Origin of the sequence: Microbulbifer sp. TB1203 (genome assembly GCF_030997045.1) — a bacterium.
Classification (GTDB): Bacteria; Pseudomonadota; Gammaproteobacteria; order Pseudomonadales; family Cellvibrionaceae; genus Microbulbifer.
Genome location: NZ_CP116899.1, coordinates 907949 through 923044 on the forward strand (window position 1 = coordinate 907949; position 15096 = coordinate 923044).

At 61.1% G+C, this 15096-nt stretch carries 18 protein-coding genes; 10 read left to right on the plus strand and 8 right to left on the minus strand.

Annotated elements, in window-relative coordinates; genetic code table 11:
• Positions 1-6: 6 nt before the first annotated feature.
• Complete coding sequence (locus PP263_RS03925) at positions 7-1635, minus strand: PAS domain S-box protein (RefSeq protein WP_308367063.1); 1629 nt, start codon at positions 1633-1635, stop codon at positions 7-9.
• A 114-nt stretch (positions 1636-1749) separates the two neighbouring features.
• Here PP263_RS03925 and PP263_RS03930 point away from each other — a divergent pair, with 114 nt between their 5' ends.
• The 4 genes from PP263_RS03930 to PP263_RS03945 all read left to right on the plus strand — a co-directional run bounded on the left by PP263_RS03930 (position 1750) and on the right by PP263_RS03945 (position 5380).
• Positions 1750-2070, plus strand: coding sequence for a helix-turn-helix transcriptional regulator (locus tag PP263_RS03930; RefSeq protein ID WP_308367064.1), 321 nt, complete (start codon positions 1750-1752; stop codon positions 2068-2070).
• Positions 2071-2203: 133 nt separating this feature from the next.
• Positions 2204-3553 carry an amidohydrolase gene (locus PP263_RS03935; RefSeq protein WP_308367065.1) on the plus strand — a complete coding sequence of 450 codons (1350 nt, stop codon included), beginning with the start codon at positions 2204-2206 and terminating at the stop codon, positions 3551-3553.
• Positions 3550-4863: an amidohydrolase family protein gene (locus PP263_RS03940; protein WP_308367066.1), complete on the plus strand. Its 1314-nt coding sequence runs from the start codon at positions 3550-3552 to the stop codon at positions 4861-4863. The genes PP263_RS03935 and PP263_RS03940 overlap by 4 nt, the downstream gene beginning before the upstream one ends.
• A gap of 121 nt (positions 4864-4984) precedes the next feature.
• Complete coding sequence (locus PP263_RS03945) at positions 4985-5380, plus strand: MAPEG family protein (protein WP_308367067.1); 396 nt, start codon at positions 4985-4987, stop codon at positions 5378-5380.
• A gap of 119 nt (positions 5381-5499) precedes the next feature.
• On the opposite strand, the gene PP263_RS03950 is transcribed toward PP263_RS03945, so the two are convergent.
• The 3 genes from PP263_RS03950 to PP263_RS03960 form a co-directional block, all read right to left on the minus strand.
• Positions 5500-5853 (minus strand): YebG family protein, encoded by a 354-nt coding sequence (locus PP263_RS03950; protein ID WP_308367068.1) that lies wholly within the window; start codon positions 5851-5853, stop codon positions 5500-5502.
• A 325-nt stretch (positions 5854-6178) separates the two neighbouring features.
• On the minus strand, positions 6179-6796 hold the full coding sequence (locus PP263_RS03955; RefSeq protein ID WP_308367069.1) for a LysE family translocator: 618 nt from the start codon (positions 6794-6796) through the stop codon (positions 6179-6181).
• Positions 6796-7398: a DUF924 family protein gene (locus PP263_RS03960; protein ID WP_308367070.1), complete on the minus strand. Its 603-nt coding sequence runs from the start codon at positions 7396-7398 to the stop codon at positions 6796-6798. The genes PP263_RS03955 and PP263_RS03960 overlap by 1 nt, the downstream gene beginning before the upstream one ends.
• Before the next feature lie 107 nt (positions 7399-7505).
• Here PP263_RS03960 and PP263_RS03965 point away from each other — a divergent pair, with 107 nt between their 5' ends.
• The 4 genes from PP263_RS03965 to PP263_RS03980 are packed head-to-tail and all read left to right on the plus strand — an operon-like array spanning position 7506 to position 9535.
• Positions 7506-7769, plus strand: a complete 264-nt coding sequence (locus PP263_RS03965) for a hypothetical protein (protein WP_308367071.1) — start codon at positions 7506-7508, stop codon at positions 7767-7769.
• A 34-nt stretch (positions 7770-7803) separates the two neighbouring features.
• The gene (locus PP263_RS03970) at positions 7804-8610 is read left to right on the plus strand and encodes a DUF6249 domain-containing protein (protein ID WP_308367072.1); all 807 of its coding nucleotides are present in this window, start codon (positions 7804-7806) and stop codon (positions 8608-8610) included.
• A 12-nt stretch (positions 8611-8622) separates the two neighbouring features.
• Complete coding sequence (locus PP263_RS03975) at positions 8623-9177, plus strand: sigma-70 family RNA polymerase sigma factor (RefSeq protein ID WP_183463597.1); 555 nt, start codon at positions 8623-8625, stop codon at positions 9175-9177.
• Positions 9170-9535 carry a hypothetical protein gene (locus PP263_RS03980; protein ID WP_308367073.1) on the plus strand — a complete coding sequence of 122 codons (366 nt, stop codon included), beginning with the start codon at positions 9170-9172 and terminating at the stop codon, positions 9533-9535. The genes PP263_RS03975 and PP263_RS03980 overlap by 8 nt, the downstream gene beginning before the upstream one ends.
• A gap of 256 nt (positions 9536-9791) precedes the next feature.
• Here the strand turns inward: PP263_RS03980 and PP263_RS03985 are convergent, their stop codons facing one another.
• Positions 9792-10265, minus strand: a complete 474-nt coding sequence (locus PP263_RS03985) for an LEA type 2 family protein (RefSeq protein ID WP_308367074.1) — start codon at positions 10263-10265, stop codon at positions 9792-9794.
• 39 nt (positions 10266-10304) lie between these two features.
• Here PP263_RS03985 and PP263_RS03990 point away from each other — a divergent pair, with 39 nt between their 5' ends.
• Together PP263_RS03990 and PP263_RS03995 are read left to right on the plus strand one after the other, a co-directional pair.
• A complete protein-coding gene (locus PP263_RS03990) occupies positions 10305-11474 on the plus strand; it encodes a membrane dipeptidase (protein WP_308367075.1) in 1170 nt (389 codons plus the stop codon).
• Positions 11475-11620: 146 nt separating this feature from the next.
• Complete coding sequence (locus PP263_RS03995; protein WP_308367076.1) at positions 11621-12607, plus strand: mechanosensitive ion channel family protein; 987 nt, start codon at positions 11621-11623, stop codon at positions 12605-12607.
• 50 nt (positions 12608-12657) lie between these two features.
• On the opposite strand, the gene PP263_RS04000 is transcribed toward PP263_RS03995, so the two are convergent.
• The 3 genes from PP263_RS04000 to maiA form a co-directional block, all read right to left on the minus strand.
• Complete coding sequence (locus tag PP263_RS04000) at positions 12658-13395, minus strand: SDR family oxidoreductase (protein ID WP_308367077.1); 738 nt, start codon at positions 13393-13395, stop codon at positions 12658-12660.
• A gap of 81 nt (positions 13396-13476) precedes the next feature.
• A complete protein-coding gene (locus PP263_RS04005) occupies positions 13477-14322 on the minus strand; it encodes an AraC family transcriptional regulator (protein ID WP_308367078.1) in 846 nt (281 codons plus the stop codon).
• Between the two features lie 55 nt (positions 14323-14377).
• Positions 14378-15028 (minus strand): maleylacetoacetate isomerase, encoded by a 651-nt coding sequence (maiA, locus tag PP263_RS04010; protein WP_308367079.1) that lies wholly within the window; start codon positions 15026-15028, stop codon positions 14378-14380.
• Positions 15029-15096 lie beyond the last annotated feature (68 nt).

The following is a 15096-nucleotide window of genomic DNA, read 5'->3' on the forward strand; positions in this document are numbered from 1 at the left end:
GCGCCCCTACGGCTCTGCCAAAACTCCCTCCGCCACCAGCTTTTCAATTTTCTGCTGCAGCTGCTCGTAGGTAAAGGGTTTCTGGATACAGTCGAGAATGCCGTCGGCAAGAATCTCCTGCACCTTGCTTTCCACACTGTAGCCGGTGGCGAGGATCGCGCGAATCTCCGGGTTGATGCGCTTGAGAAAAGCGAACAGCTGCTCGCCATCCATTTTCGGCATGATCATATCCAGCAGCACCAGGTCGATTTCGCGGTAGTGTTGCCGGTAGTGGCTGATCGCCTCTTCCGCAGAGGCAAAAGTCTCCACCCTGTGGCCGTGCATTTCGAACAGGGTTTTCGAATAGCTGCGCACTATGGCTTCGTCATCCACCAGCATGATGCGAATTTTCCGCTCCCTGGGCGATTCTGCCGCGCCTGTTCGCGACTGCTTGGCGGCGTCCTTGATAATGGGCAGGTAGAGATCGAAGCTGCTGCCCTGGCCCTCGCTGCTGCGGCAGCGGATTGCGCCTTTGTGCAGATGGGTGGTGCCGTAGACCGCCGCAAGGCCCAGGCCGGCACCGCGGCCGCTTTCCTTGGTGGTGAAGAACGGCTCGAAGATGCGCCGGCGTATTTCCGCCGACATGCCGGTACCGCTGTCGCTGACGTTGATCAGCAGATACTGACCCGGAGCGATTTCGAAATCGGAAATGGTGATCTCTTCACTCACCGACACGTTGCAGGTGGAGAAGCGCAGGGAGCCGCCCTCGGGCATGGCATCCTTGGCATTGATCCCGAGGTTGAGCAGAGCGCTTTTCAGCTGTGCCGGATCGCCCATGACATGGGGCCGGCTGGCATCCAGCTGTTGCTCGATGTAAATGCGCCGGTCGATGGTGCGCTCCAGCATGGCGCAGACATCGCGGATAATTTCGTGGGTGTTGCATTCGGTCAGTTGGTAGGAGCCTTTGCGGGCAAAAGTCAGCAGCTGTTTGGTCAGTTCCGCGGCGTGGTGGGCAGTAGTGAGAATGTTGTTGGCGTATTCGGCGATGCGGGAGTCGCCGGTGATCTGGTGGATCACTTCCGCGTAGCCGCTGATCCCGTGAATCATATTGTTGAAATCGTGGGCGATGCCGCCGGCCAGTTCACCGATGGCCTGCATTTTTTGCGCCTGGCGCAGCTCTTCCTCCAGCAGGCGCTGCTTGGTGATATCGCTGCCGATGCTCAGCACGCCAATGGCCTCGCCCCTGTCATCGGTCAGTATCTTATTGGTCCAGGCTACCCATACCCGCCTGCCACTCTTGGTGACATTTTCATTGACGTTGTAGCGGTGCTCTTCCGGGTGGTTGCAGATGTGCTCCATCAGTGGGCGCAGATCGCGGCCGGTGCTTTCACTGGCGGGAACGATGGTGCCCACCACGTGGCGGCCGATGATCTCGTCTTCGGTGTAGCCGAAAAACTGCTGCGCGTACTCATTGAAGAAAGTGATGACGCCGTTCTGGTCCCAGCGGATGATAATGGAATTGGCGTGCTCGACCAGTTCCCGGTAGCGCTCCTCGCTCTTGCGCAGGGCCTGGTAGATTTCCAGGGAATCCCGTGAGGGGGGAGGGGATTCCGCGATGGTTTTTGTGGAAGCGATATGGATTTTATTGTTCGCCATCGATCCATCCTGGATATGCGGTTCGCAAGGATTGCATCACGCTGATCGGAAAATGTCTAGAGAACAATGGTTCATAAAAGAGCTATAATTTTCTTTTCACCGGAAAAAATGCCTATGGCTCCGATGAACGCTACAGAACAGCAGCAGGTCCTGGCTCGCCTTGGGGAACGCTTCCGTCGACTGCGCCTGGTCCGCAATATTTCCCAGGAGGCACTGGCTGAGAGTTCCGGCGTAGGCCTCAGCACTTTGAAGCGGTTCGAGAGTGGGCGAGGCTGCAATCTGGCGGCGCTGGTGCAACTGCTGGCGGCACTGGGCTATCTCGGCGAACTGGAGTCATTTTTTGCGCAACTGGCGGAGAGGGAAGAGGGCGCGACACCTGCCGATGGTGACATGCGCCGGAGGGCGTCTTCCCCGCGCAAATACAGCTCATCGTAAATAGGGACAGGTTGGCAGTTTTGGTAATGGCGGCAAAAGTACTTCCTGTTAGCATGTGCGCACAATATCAATAAATTGGATGATTGTTATGCAGTTGCACTCTTGTTGCATTGCAGCCGCTCTGTGCGCCGCAATGTTTCTGGGCGGGTGCGGGGGGGACAAAAAAGGCGGCGAATCCGCGGATTTCGCCCGTCAGCAGGCCTTTCCCTCCACCTACTCCGTCACTCAATCCCGTCCGGTGCTGATCGTCGGGGCTACTCTGCTCACTGGTACCGGCGAGCAACTGGAAAATACTGACCTGCTGCTGCAGGACGGCGCAATCGCAGAGATAGGTGAGGGGCTGAAAGCGCCCGAGGGGGCGTTGCTGGTGAACGGCAGCGGCAAATGGGTGACCCCGGGTATTATCGACGTGCACTCCCACCTGGGGGACTACCCCGCGCCGGCCATCGAGTCCTCCGAGGATGGCAACGAAATGACCTCGCCGAACACCGCGGAGGTGTGGGCGGAGCACTCGGTGTGGACCCAGGATCCGCAATTCGCCCTGGCCCTGGCCGGCGGCGTGACCACCCTGCAGATACTGCCCGGTTCCGCCAACCTGTTCGGGGGCCGCGGTGTGACCCTGAAAAACGTGCCGGGCCGCCGGGTACAGGACATGAAGTTCCCCGGCGCTCCCTACGGCCTGAAGATGGCCTGCGGCGAAAACCCCAAGCGGGTCTATGGCGGCAAGGGCACTGCGCCCTCCACCCGTATGGGTAATGTGGCCGGCTACCGCAAGGCGTGGATCGCCGCGGCCGACTACAGAAAAGCGTGGGACGGCTACGAGAAAAACGGTGGTGACAAGCCGGAGCGCGACCTCGAACTGGAGACCCTGGCCGGTGTGCTCAACGGCGACATCCTCGTGCACAACCACTGCTACCGCGGCGAGGAGATGGCGATCATGATGGATATCGCCAGGGAGTTCGGTTTCCAGATCTCCACCTTCCACCACGCGGTGGAGGCCTACAAGGTGGCGGACCTGCTGGCGGAGAACAACGTCTGCGCGGCCATGTGGGCCGACTGGTGGGGCTTTAAGCACGAGGCCTTCGATATGACCGAGGCCAATATCGCCATCGTCGACCAGGCCGAGGCCTGCGCGATGATCCACTCGGATTCCGCCGTGGGCATCCAGCGCCTCAACCAGGAGGTGGCCAAGGCCATGACCGCGGGGCAACGCGCCGGTTTCGATATCGGCCCCGGGGATGCGGTGGTGTGGATGACCCTCAACCCCGCCAAGGCCCTGGGCATCGACGAGCGGACCGGCAGCCTGGAGAAGGGCAAGATGGCGGATGTGGTGCTCTGGTCCGGCAACCCCTTCAGCGTTTACACCAAGGCGGAAATGGTGTTTATCGACGGCGAACTGATGTACGACCGCGCGGATAAGGCGCGCCAGCCCCACAGCGATTTCGAGCTGGGAATCCTGGAGGCGGAGGGAGAGCGGCTGTGAAAAAGATAGCGAAACACAAAGCGGCCATCTGCACTCTGTTCCTGGGCCTGGTCATGCCCCTTGCGCAGGCGGAAACTCTGTTGATCAAAGGCGGCAAGGTGCACACCCTGTCCGATGCCGGCAGTTTCGAGCAGGCGGATATCCTGGTCCGCGACGGCCGCGTGGAAGCGGTGGGCCCGTCCCTGGGCGACGGTGCCGACCGGGTGATCGATGCCGCCGGCAAAGTGGTGACCCCGGGAGTGATCGCGCCGGTATCGGAACTGGGACTCACCGAGATCGGTGCCGCCAGCGCCACCAACGACTACGCGGTGACCGGCGAGAGCATCGGCAGCGCCTTCGACCCTCTGCCCGCCTACAACCCCAAATCCACTCTGATCCCCTTCAACCGCGCCGGCGGCGTCACCCGTGCGCTGGTGCTACCGGGTATCCAGCTGTGGGGCGACACTGCCGGCAACCCCCAGCGGGTTTTCGCCGGGCGCAGTTTTGCGATCAGGCTGGACGGCGGTTTCGACAGCGTGGTGGCCACCGACCTGGGGCAGAGGGCCTACCTGGGTGAGGCCGGCGGACAACTTGCCGGTGGCAGCCGCGCCAGCGCCTACGCCAAGGTGAAAAATGCCCTGGAGGAGGCGCGGGAGTACCGGGCCAACCGGGATGCGATCCGCCGCGGCGAATGGCGGGAGTTGAACCATTCCCTCGCCGATCTGGAGGCGTTGCAGCCGTTGCTCGGAGGAGAGCAGCCGCTGGTGGTCACCGTCAACCGGGCCAGCGATATACTGCAGGCCATCCAGTTGGCCGGGGAATTCGGTCTGAAGCTGGTGGTACTCGGTGGGGCCGAGGGCTGGATGGTCGCCGACCAGTTGGCGGAGGCCGGGGTGCCGGTAATTGTCGACGCGCAGAACAATCTGCCCATCTCTTTCGAGAGCCTGGGCGCGCGGCTGGACAACGCGGCACAGATGAAGCGCGCGGGCGTGACTGTGCTGATCAGAGGCCCGGACTACGCCTCCACCCACAATGTCTATCTGTCCCGCCAGTCCGCGGGCAACGCGGTGGCCAATGGTCTGCCCTACGAGGACGCGCTCAAGTCCATCAGCGCCAATGTGGCGGAGGTGTTCGGTATCGAGGGCGGTACCATCGAACCGGGGGCGGTGGCAGATATCGTGGTGTGGAGCGGCGATCCCCTGGAAGTTACCAGCTATGCGGAAGAGGTGCTGATCGACGGTAAACTCCAGTCGCTGGTCAACCGCTCCACCCGCCTGCGCGACCGCTACCTGAAGCCGCGGCAGGGGCACGACTTCGGTTACAAGTTTTGATTTAAGAGTACCCTCTCAATTGTGATCTTGGGGTGCGCCGTGCGCACCATTGCAACGCTGGTAACGACTCCGGTGCGCACGGCGCACCCTACGACACAAGCCCTTTAACAGGAGAATATAAATGGCCAATATCACAGCCCTCTACGCCGGCCTTTGCGGAATTCTGGTGATCGCCCTGGCATTTCGCGTAGTGCAGTTCCGCCACAGTGGCAAGGTGGGCCTCGGCACTGGCGGGGACCCCGATAATGAAGTCCGTATGCGCGCCCACGCCAACGCCGTTGAATATATCCCCTTGGCATTGATACTGATGCTGATTGCGGAGCTGGGTGGGCTTTCCGCATTCTGGCTGCATATTTTTGGCGGCGTCTTTGTGCTGGCGCGCCTGGTGCACGCCTTTGGCTTTACCGCCAGCGGCGGTGGTTACCACCCGGGACGTTTCTGGGGTACCGGGCTCAGTTGGGTGGTGATACTGGTTCTGGCCGCCATCGATATAGGGCTCGCAGTGAAAAACCTGTAGGAGCGGCCGGTGGCCGCGATCGGTGTAGGGATTACCCGAAAAGTCCGATTGCGGCAATGAACCTTGTACAAAAAAGCCCGGCATAAGCCGGGCAGATACAGGGATGGAATCGTGAAAATCTATTGATTGGCGGCCAGGGGAGTAACCTGGTCTTCGCTGGTTTCATTCTGCTGTTCGGATTCCCTTCCGTTGCTTTCCCTTCCGTTGCTTTCCCTTCCGTTGCTTTCCCTTCCGTCGGATTCCAGCAGCACTTCCGGTTTGCCCTTGCAGGCTTTGGCGAGGTCGTCCCTGCGCTTGGCCAGCAGCAGACCGATTTCTTCGCCGGCCTGTTCGGAGATACCGTCGATATGACGCTCGATCAACGAGGTAATATTGGCGGCCAGTTCCAGCATCTTATCGTGTTCTTCCGCATCTTTTTTGTTGTCGAACATTGCTCCGTCTCTATCGCATTTCCACACAGCTACTACGGCCATTCTGCGCCTCCAGTATTTTTAAGAATTTGTTAACGCGTTTTGTTTGTCTGTATAAATGTACAGTATATGTGTAAGTGTTCAGTGTCAACCGGAAAGTAAAATTTATCGGCGGTGCGACAAGTGGAGCGGGGCGTGCGTTGAGCGGTCCGCGTAAAGAGGCTGCAGCTGCCATAATAGGCTCAGTGGCGGGCTGCCTCCCCCCCAAACGGGTGGTCCGCCACGACCCCGCAGTAAGATGTTTAGGCCCGCAGCGCGGGCCTTCTTTTTATCTGTCTGTTGTAACACGACTTCCCACTTCCCTTGCCGCTTTTCCAATTTCTGAAAACTAGAGTGTCAGCACCAGCCGCGCCGCCAGCCCCAACAGCAGGACACCGAACAGCTGCTGCAGGCGGTGCCCGAGCGAGTTGCCGACCCAGTTACGATTGCGTCCGGCGAGGACTGCCAAAGTGATCAGGCAGTACCAGCCGGCGTCGATGCCCGCCGCCATTGCGGCCATTCCCAGCTTGGTGGTGAGCGCCTGCTGTTCCGTCACGAACTGGCTGAACAGGGCGGTAAAGAACACGGCTACCTTGGGGTTGAAGAAGGCAACTGCGAACCCCTGTAGCGCGGAGCGGCCCGTTGACTGGTGCGGAATGGGAGTGCCGGCCGCTGCGGGATTCGGCGCCGGTGCACGCAGGGCCTTCCAACCCAAATAGATCAACATGGCCGCGCCGGCCCACTGCAGGGCGGTAAACAACATCGGCGAGCGGGTGATCAGCACCGCCAGGCCAAAAGCGGTGAGGCCGGCGTAAACGGCGATAGCGGCGCCGTGGGCCAGGGCGCAGGCGAAACCCTGGCGGGACCCGGAGGCGGCGCTGCGCAGTACGATCAACAGGCTGGGACCAGGGGACATGGCGCCCAGGGCGCAGATTCCGGCCAGGGACATCCAGGAGAGCCAATCCATCAGAAACCTCCCCCTTTTTCCAGCCATTTCTGCTCCGCCGGGGTGGATTCCCGCCCCAGTGCCGCGTTGCGGTGGGGATAGCGGCCGAATTCCTCGATGACCTCGCGGTGGGCGAGGGCATACTGGTAGAAGTTCTCCGCCTGGGCGGCGGCCTCCGCGCCGTTCAGGTAGTCGCGGCGCAGCCTGTCGAAGTAAGCCACCGATTGCGCCTGCATCTCCGGGGTCTCCCCGTGCTCCAGGGGCATACCGAGGAAGGCGCGCTGGTAGAGGCCCAGCTTGCGCTCGTCGCCGCGTTCGATCACCGCCAGGGCGACGTCACGGGCCAGGGGATCGCCGGCGTAGGCCCGGGTGGTGCCGCGGTAGATGTTGCGGGTGAACTGGTCGCACAGCAGCACCAGGGCCAGCTCCCCCTCCAGGCTCTGGCGCCAGCGGGCCAGATCCCCGGCCAGGGCGGCCTCCACCTGCGCGCCGAAATCCTCCTCTATCTGGCTGTCGAAACTGCTGTCGCCGGAAAACCACCGCCGGCGGTACCCGGCGCTGGGGACGGCGTCGAGCTGCGCCTGGCCGAACCAGAAAGTCAGTACGTCTGCGGGCTCTGTCATTGCGGCTCCTTTATTTTCTCGCGCTGCATCCAGATGCTGCGCCGGTATCGTCTCTAGGATGTACAAGGAAATTCTACCTGGAGGCGACCATGTTAACCGCAGGAACTATGAAAAAGGTACAATTTTACGCCGCCCTGGCCCTGTTGCTGGGGGGCTTGCAGGCGGAGGCCGCGGAGTTGGCGGTCCCCCTGGCGGAGGTGCAGCAACAGCTTTCCGAAAAGATCGACGCAGCCTTTTCGCGCAAGCTGGCGGAGTGCCGGGAGAAGGAGCGTGAAGAGCGCAGTTACCCCCGTTTCCCGGTGCGGCTCGCCGAAGAGTCCTCGGGGGGCAACCCGGTCCGGTTTTCCGGAGCGCAGTTGACCGCACCGTAGTTTGGAACAGAAGCATTATCGAGAGCACGAAAAAATGAGAGCGAGAAACCTTCACCCACAGCGGGCCGGCGCCCGCTGGCTGATGGCCCTGCTGGCGGCGATGAGCCTCTCCGCCAGCTGGGCCCAAGAGACCCCGGCGCAGGACGAAACCATGCCGGAACCACCGCAGCCGCCGGCAGCAGAGAAAGCGCCGGAGACCCCGGAGGAGAAGGAGGTGCGCATACTGCGCGAGGATGACGGCACCCTGGTGATCAAGACCCGGGACGGGCAGGGCAAGCGCACCGATGTCCAGTTGGACCTGGGCGAAGAGTTCGGCGGCGAACTGACCCGGCGCATCTACAAGCAGCTGGAGGAAAAGGGCATCCTCGACGAGAAGGGCCTGGTCGTGGAAGAGGCCATGGACAGTGTGCCGAAGAATATCAGTATCGGTATCCCTGGCGATTTCGATCGGCCTCGCGGCCATCGCGACGATTTCCCCTTTGATGGAGACATAGCCGTGTTGATTCCCATCATCGCGATTCTGGCGGTGTTCGGTACGCCGATACTGATCGTGTGGTTGGTGACCCGCAACAGCTACCGCAAGAAGCAGCTGCTGATGGACAACATCAACCGCATGGTGGCCGAAGGCCGCGATATCCCGCCGGAGCTGTTGGATGCCATGGAAGGCGAGTCCCCCCGCAATATGAAGGACCGCGGATTCACACTGATCGCCGTCGGCCTGGCGATATTCATCTGGCTGAGCATATCCTCTGGCGTGGAGGTCGGTAGTCTCGGCCTGATACCGCTGTTTATCGGTCTCGCCCGCTTTGTCAACTGGAAACTGGATAACAAGCAGGCGTAAGGACAGCGGTATATGGACCTCAATGACGAGGATTTGATCCGGCGCGTCGTCGAAGACGGGGACCAGCGGGCCTACGCCCACCTGGTGCGTCGCTATCAGTCACAGCTGCGTTTCTCGCTCCGCCAGCTGTGCGATGGCGACCAGGCCCTGGCCGACGATATGGCCCAGGAGGCTTTTATCAAAGCCTACAAGGCCCTGCCGGCATTCCGTGGGGATGCGCGTTTCAGCACCTGGCTGTACCGTATCGCCTACAATCTCGTCATGAGCTACCGGCGCAAGAAGTCCCCGGAAGTGGATCAGGAGGCGGTGGATCGCGCACAGCAGGAGGAGAGCGTCGAGGAGGCCCAGCAGCTGGGCATGGCGCGGGATCTCAACTCGGCCATGGAGGAGCTCAGCGAAGCCCAGCGCCAGGCGGTGCACCTGTGTATGCAGCGCGGCTTTTCCCACGAGGAGGCGGCCAGTATTATGAAGTTGCCGCTGGGCACGGTAAAATCCCACGTCAATCGCGCGCGGGCCAAATTGCAGACTCTGCTGCAGGCATGGCGCGAGGAGGTAGTCAGTGGATAACGGTTTGAACAATCGCGACGGAACAGACAGCTGGAACAGCGCGGGCGGCGAGCCGGATTTCGATACCTGGCTGGGCCAGCAGCTGCAGTTCAGCGAGCCCTATGTGGACGACGACGGCTTCTGCGAGCGCGTGATGGCACGCCTGCCGGCGCCCTCCAGGCGCTCCGAGCGCCGCGCCACCCGCGTACAGTATGCCGCGGTGGTGGCCGCCTCGACGATCGTAGCCTGGCAGTTCCCCTTCGACCAGGTGTTCGCCCAGGCCGCGCAGCAGTCCATCAGCCTCTACAGTCTTATCGGGGTGGGCATACTCACCTCCCTGGCAGCCATGGCCGGCGGCATTTTCGCCGCACGGCGTTAAAGCCTGTTTGAATTCTTCGTTTTCCCACCTTGAGCGCGGGATCGGGCGGGGTGCCTCTTTCCGGAACACGGGCTGGGCGCCCCCCTTAAATACATCCCTGTACGCTCGTAATCGGCATCCCTGCCTCATACGGTCCCGGAAAGAGGCACCCCACCCGATCCTGGAGAGCCCTGTGCAAGATTCCAAACAGGCTCTAGGCGGTCCCGGGCGAACCCTGTGTTCGCCCTTGTTTTATATGTCCCGCCCCCGGCGAACCCTATTTCCGCTGGTTCAGCCTGATTTCCCCCTCTTTGCGCACGGTAATCGACGGCACTATCGACCGGCGCAACCCCAGTTTGGCCACCAGCTCATAGGGTACCGACTCCCGCTGGGTGCCGATCAGCTCCGCCGCGGCGAAGATGGAGCCCACCAGGCTCGCCGTCGCATCCACCACGATATTGTCCTGCCCGTAGGGGGCGATGGGCGGCAGTTCCCTGGAGGTGCCGGTAATCACTTTGTGCCCCGCGAGGCTCAGGGTGTAGTAGAGCCCGGAGAGTGCCAGTTCGGAGTCGTTGGGATTGAACACTCGCAGGTGAATGCGAAAGCGCAGGTCGTTGCCCGGGCCCGCCGGAAGCGGCTCCACCGCGGTGACCTCGACTTCGGGCTTCTGGTAGTTGGGGGAAAGTACGGCGCAGCCGCCAATCAGCAGGGCGAGCAGCGAAAGCAGGAGAGGGCGGTATAGTTGTATCACGGATAGTCCCTGGGTTTTTGATATCGGTTATATCGAAGCATGAAGAAACTTCTCTTTCTATCGACCGCGTTAGCATTGGTATTGTTCACCGGCTGGAAGTGGCTGTTGCTGCCGGGCATCGAGCAGGGGCGGAACAAGCGTACGGGCCCCAAGTATCCTCCACTGTCGGAAGAGGCGGCCGCGCTGCATCGCTCCCTGGTGGTCGGCGACCTGCACGCAGACAGCTTCCTCTGGGCCCGCAACCTCGAGAATGAGGCGGACTACGGCCATCTGGACCTTCCCCGGGCGCGCCGCGGCAACCTGGCAATCCAGGTGTTTACCGCGGTGACCAAATCCCCCCGGGGGCAGAACTACGGGGAGAACTCCTCCAAAGCCGTGGACAATATCACCCTGTTGGCGATCGTCCAGGGCTGGCCGCCGCGCACCTGGAACAGCCTGCTGCAGCGCGCCCTCCACCATGCGGAGCGGGTGACCAAACTGGAACGCAGGGCCCCTGATCAACTGGCTTTAGTGCGCGACGCCGCCGATTTGCGCCGGGTACTGGCGGCTCGCGCAAAGGGCGGCGAACAGCTGGCGGCCATTCTCGGTATCGAGGGCGCCCATCCGCTGGAAGGGGAACTGGGGAACATCGGCGTGCTCTACGACGCCGGCTATCGGGTGATGGGCCTGCAGCACTTCTTCGACAACGAGCTGGGCGGCTCGCTGCACGGCCGGAGCGGTGCCGGCCTCACGGAGTTCGGCCGAGCGGCGGTGCGGGAAATGGCCGCGCGCTCCATCGTGATCGACGTGGCCCACTCATCGGAGCAGGTGGTGCGCGACGTGCTGGACCTGGTGGACCGCCCGCTGATTCTCTCCCACACCGGCCTCAAGGGGACCTGCGACACGCCGCGGAATATTAGTGACGAGTTGATGCAGGAGATCGCCGGCGGCGGCGGCCTGATCGGTATCGGCTACTGGGACGCCGCCGTCTGCGAGACCAGCCCACGGGGTATCGTCAAAACCCTGCGCTACGCCATCGACCTGCTGGGGCTGGAGCATGTGGCCCTGGGCTCAGACTTCGACGGCAGCGTGATCACGGCCTTCGATGTGAGCGAGCTGGGCCTGCTGACGGAGGAGATGCTCCGGCAGGGATTCAGCGAAACGGAAATCCGCAAGGTAATGGGGGAGAATGTGCGGGATTTTTTCCTGGCGCAGCTGCCCCCGACCTGACGTGATGTGGTGGGACTCTATAATTTTCGATGAGCCTGCGGGATTTCCCGCCAGCGCAGTTGCCACCGTCCTGAGCCCCGCCGACTGCTAGGATTAAAATTCATAAAACCGCCAATGCCTCATCACAGACGGAGTTGCAAAGGTTTATGGCAGCCCTTCCCGCGCTCTTCATTCTCATGTTTCTCCAGCAGAATCCCCTGGATCCCCAGCCGCAGGACCCGAAGGAACCGCAGGAGGAACTGGAACTGGCCAAAATGGCACCCACTTCCTTCTCTGAGGCGGTGACGACCATCCTGGAGTCGCTGGCGGATATCTGGAACAATTTTCTCGTTCATGTTCCCTACGTGCTTGCCAGTTTTGTGATATTGCTGGTGACCTGGATTATTGCCCTGGTGATCAAGCATTCCGGGCGGCGCATATTCAAACGCACTACGTCCCGAAAGTCGTTGCGCGAATTGCTGGTGCGCCTGATCAATATCGGGGTCTGGGTGCTCGGCTTTCTGTTTGCGGCAATGGTGCTTTTCCCCGGGCTGACCCCGGCCCGGGCACTGGGAGCGCTGGGTCTGCTATCCGTTGCCGTGGGTCTGGCTTTCAAGGATATTTTCGAGAATTTTTTTGCCGGCATCCTGATTCTGTGGCGCTTTCCCTTCGAGGAGGGAGATTTTGTCGAGTGCGAAGGGATTACCGGCCGGGTGGAAGCGGTGGAGGTGCGCAATACCGCGATCCGCAAGACCAGTGGAGAATTGGTGATAGTGCCCAATCTGTTCCTGTTCAAGAATCCCTGTGAGATCCTCACCGACCGGATCAAGCGACGGGTCACTCTAACCGTGGGAGTGGCCTACGGCGAGAAGCTGGCGGAGGCGGTGGAGGTGATCGAAAAAGCAGTGGCCTCTTGCGAGTTTGTGCGGGAGGACGATCCCATCCAGGTATTTCCACAGGAATTCGGCGACAGCGGTATCGATATCGAGGTCACCTGGTGGACGGGTTCCACCCCGCTGGCGCTACGCAAGTCCCGCGGCGAGGTGGTGACCGCGATCAAGGAAGCTCTGGACAGTGCCGGTATAGAGATTCCATTCCCCTACCGGACACTTACCTTCAAGGAGCCGCTCTCTTTGCGCGGGGAGCCTGAATAATTGACCGAAAGTTGAAGCGGTCCCTGTTTTAGCAAGGTGACGCAGTCTTTCTATATGGTGCCTCCACCATTCACCAGAACCACTTGGCCGGTTACCCAGCTGGCGCTTTCACTGCACAGGAAGGCGACTACAGAGGCGATCTCATTGGCGGTTCCGATGCGCGCGAAGGGTGAAGACTGCAGGGCCGCCGATTGCAGGAAGTCTGGTGCGCGGTCGAACATGCCCGGTGTGGTTGGGCCCGGTGCGATGGCATTGACGGTGATTCCCTTCGCCCCCAATTCGACGGCCCAGATACGGGTCAGGCACTCCAGTGCAGCCTTGCTGCCCGCATAGCAGGTGGTGCCGGCGGCGGCGAAGTGGGCACGGCTCGAGGTGATATTGACGATACGTCCGCCGAGCCCCAATCTCTTCGCGGCCTCTCTGGCGGCAAAGGCACTGCCTTTGACATTGACGGCGAATATCTGGTCGAACACTTCCCCGGACAGGGATTCCAGTGGAGAGGGTTTCACCACTCCTGCATTGTTGACCAGGATATCCAGGCGACCGAAGCATTCGTCCACGCTTTGGAACAGTGCTTCCACATCGGCTACGCGGCTGATATCCCCCTGAAGGGCACACGCCTTTCCCCCCAGCTGTTCCACCTGTTTGACGGTTTCCGCCGCTTCCTTGCGGCTCTCGTTGTAGTGAACCGCGATGTCGATACCTCTATCGGCCAGTTCGAGCGCAATAGCGCGGCCGATGCCGCGCCCTGCACCGGTTATCAATGCGACTTTATTTTCTGCAATCATGGCTGCCTCCCGTGCTGTGTAAATCGGCAGGGTAGGGCCGCCAGCCGGGCTTATCTTGTACGATCTTGCGCTCGGCTGCGATTATCCGGCGCGGAGTCTCAACACCTTCTGAAAGGCGCCCGGACTGATATTCATCACACGGCGGAAGTGGCGATGAAAGTGGCTCTGGTCGAAGAAGCCGGCGGCCTGTGCCGCTTCGGCCTGGCTGCTCCCGCCGGCCAGCAGTTTGCGAGCTAACGATAGCCGGGCGTAGGTGCGGAATTCGCCGGGGGGGAGGCCGTAGTGTTTGCGGAACAGCCTTATCAAATGGAAGCGGCTCAGCCCCAGTTCCCGCTCCAGTGTCTCCGCGGATAGATTTTTATCGAGGTTATCCAAAACCAGTTCGCGTGTGTGGAGAACGAATTTGGGGGCCGGGTGCTTTTCTTCACTTCCGGGAATCTCCAGGAGAAGTTCGAGAGCTTCGCTGAACTGCAACTCCAGATCGGCGGTGGGCAGTTCGGTGTCCATATCCGCGTTCAGTACCGCCAGCTGCCGAGCGAGTGCGGTGTGGAGAATATGCGGCGAGTGAAAAGAGAGAGAGGAGCGATCGAGAGCTTCACAGGCGCTGTGCAGCAGATGTGGTTCTATGACCAGCGATGCAAAACTGGTTGAGTAGGCGCTTTTGCCTGCAATCAAGGGTTCGAAGGGAGAAAAGACACTGAGCTGCCCGGTGGAGCAGGGCTTGTGCCGCGCACCTTTGTATCGGATTGGAGCGCCCAATCCGCGGGTGGTGAGCTTGATTGTGTAGTCGGCGTGGACAATGGTGCGTGGTTTTGAAAAGGTGACGTTGCTGCCGCGCAGGAAACGAAACCCGGGGACGCCGGTGTTGTACTCGACGACCGGCGGGGTATGTGTCTTGTCACTTTTATTGGTCGAACCTGATCCCATTCCGGCAGCCCCCTGGCTGTATTTCTGACTCCACCGGTTATCCGGAGTCGTCAGGTTAGAGTGTGCTGTCCGGCTGGTTTTCCGGCCGCGCGTCGACAAAAGCCGGTATCTCCGCACAGGCCTGGGCGATACGGTGGATTGCGGGGTAGTCGGCGATATCCATTCCAAAACGCTCGGCGTTGTAGATCTGTGGAATCAGGCAGCACTCGAACAGTCCCGGTTCCTCTCCAGCTGCAAAAGGTGTCGGGCCAGCGGCAAAAGGCGCCGGGTCCAGCTGCTGTTCCAGCGCACTGAATCCCTCGTGAATCCATTGGCGGACCCAGCCGGTTCTCTGCTCATCATTGACCGCAAACTCTGACTGCAGGTATTTGAGTATTCGCAGGTTCTGGACCGGTTGGATATCGCAGGCGATGGTATAGGTCAATGCGCGAATGCGCGCCCTTTGCAGTGAATCCCGGGGCAGGAGTGCGGGTTCGGGGTGTCGCTCGTCCAGCCACTCGAGTATGGCGAGGGACTGGGTGAGTACCGTGTCCCCATCCACCAGCGCCGGCACCAGGCCTTGGGGGTTCAGTTTGCGGTATTCGTCGCCCTTTTGTTCGCTCTTCAGCAGGTTGACCGCGCGGTAGTCGTATTGCAGGCCCTTGAGGTTGAGCCCGATGCGCACGCGGTAGCTGGCGGAGGAGCGGAAGTAGCCGTGTAATTCCATTGTTATTCCTTGTTCCGGTTCGTATCTGTAGGAGCGGCCGCTGGCGTCGATCTGACTCTGAAGAATTC

Bases quoted from the DNA above. Each gene is read 5' to 3' on its own strand.
- PP263_RS03925 (WP_308367063.1), bottom strand. From the start codon at position 1,635: ATGGCGAACAATAAAATCCATATCGCTTCCACAAAAACCATCGCGGAA.
- PP263_RS03930 (WP_308367064.1), top strand. From the start codon at position 1,750: ATGGCTCCGATGAACGCTACAGAACAGCAGCAGGTCCTGGCTCGCCTT.
- PP263_RS03935 (WP_308367065.1), top strand. From the start codon at position 2,204: ATGTTTCTGGGCGGGTGCGGGGGGGACAAAAAAGGCGGCGAATCCGCG.
- PP263_RS03945 (WP_308367067.1), top strand. From the start codon at position 4,985: ATGGCCAATATCACAGCCCTCTACGCCGGCCTTTGCGGAATTCTGGTG.
- PP263_RS03950 (WP_308367068.1), bottom strand. From the start codon at position 5,853: ATGGCCGTAGTAGCTGTGTGGAAATGCGATAGAGACGGAGCAATGTTC.
- PP263_RS03955 (WP_308367069.1), bottom strand. From the start codon at position 6,796: ATGGATTGGCTCTCCTGGATGTCCCTGGCCGGAATCTGCGCCCTGGGC.
- PP263_RS03960 (WP_308367070.1), bottom strand. From the start codon at position 7,398: ATGACAGAGCCCGCAGACGTACTGACTTTCTGGTTCGGCCAGGCGCAG.
- PP263_RS03965 (WP_308367071.1), top strand. From the start codon at position 7,506: ATGAAAAAGGTACAATTTTACGCCGCCCTGGCCCTGTTGCTGGGGGGC.
- PP263_RS03970 (WP_308367072.1), top strand. From the start codon at position 7,804: ATGAGAGCGAGAAACCTTCACCCACAGCGGGCCGGCGCCCGCTGGCTG.
- PP263_RS03975 (WP_183463597.1), top strand. From the start codon at position 8,623: ATGGACCTCAATGACGAGGATTTGATCCGGCGCGTCGTCGAAGACGGG.
- PP263_RS03990 (WP_308367075.1), top strand. From the start codon at position 10,305: ATGAAGAAACTTCTCTTTCTATCGACCGCGTTAGCATTGGTATTGTTC.
- PP263_RS03995 (WP_308367076.1), top strand. From the start codon at position 11,621: ATGGCAGCCCTTCCCGCGCTCTTCATTCTCATGTTTCTCCAGCAGAAT.
- PP263_RS04000 (WP_308367077.1), bottom strand. From the start codon at position 13,395: ATGATTGCAGAAAATAAAGTCGCATTGATAACCGGTGCAGGGCGCGGC.
- PP263_RS04005 (WP_308367078.1), bottom strand. From the start codon at position 14,322: ATGGGATCAGGTTCGACCAATAAAAGTGACAAGACACATACCCCGCCG.
- maiA (WP_308367079.1), bottom strand. From the start codon at position 15,028: ATGGAATTACACGGCTACTTCCGCTCCTCCGCCAGCTACCGCGTGCGC.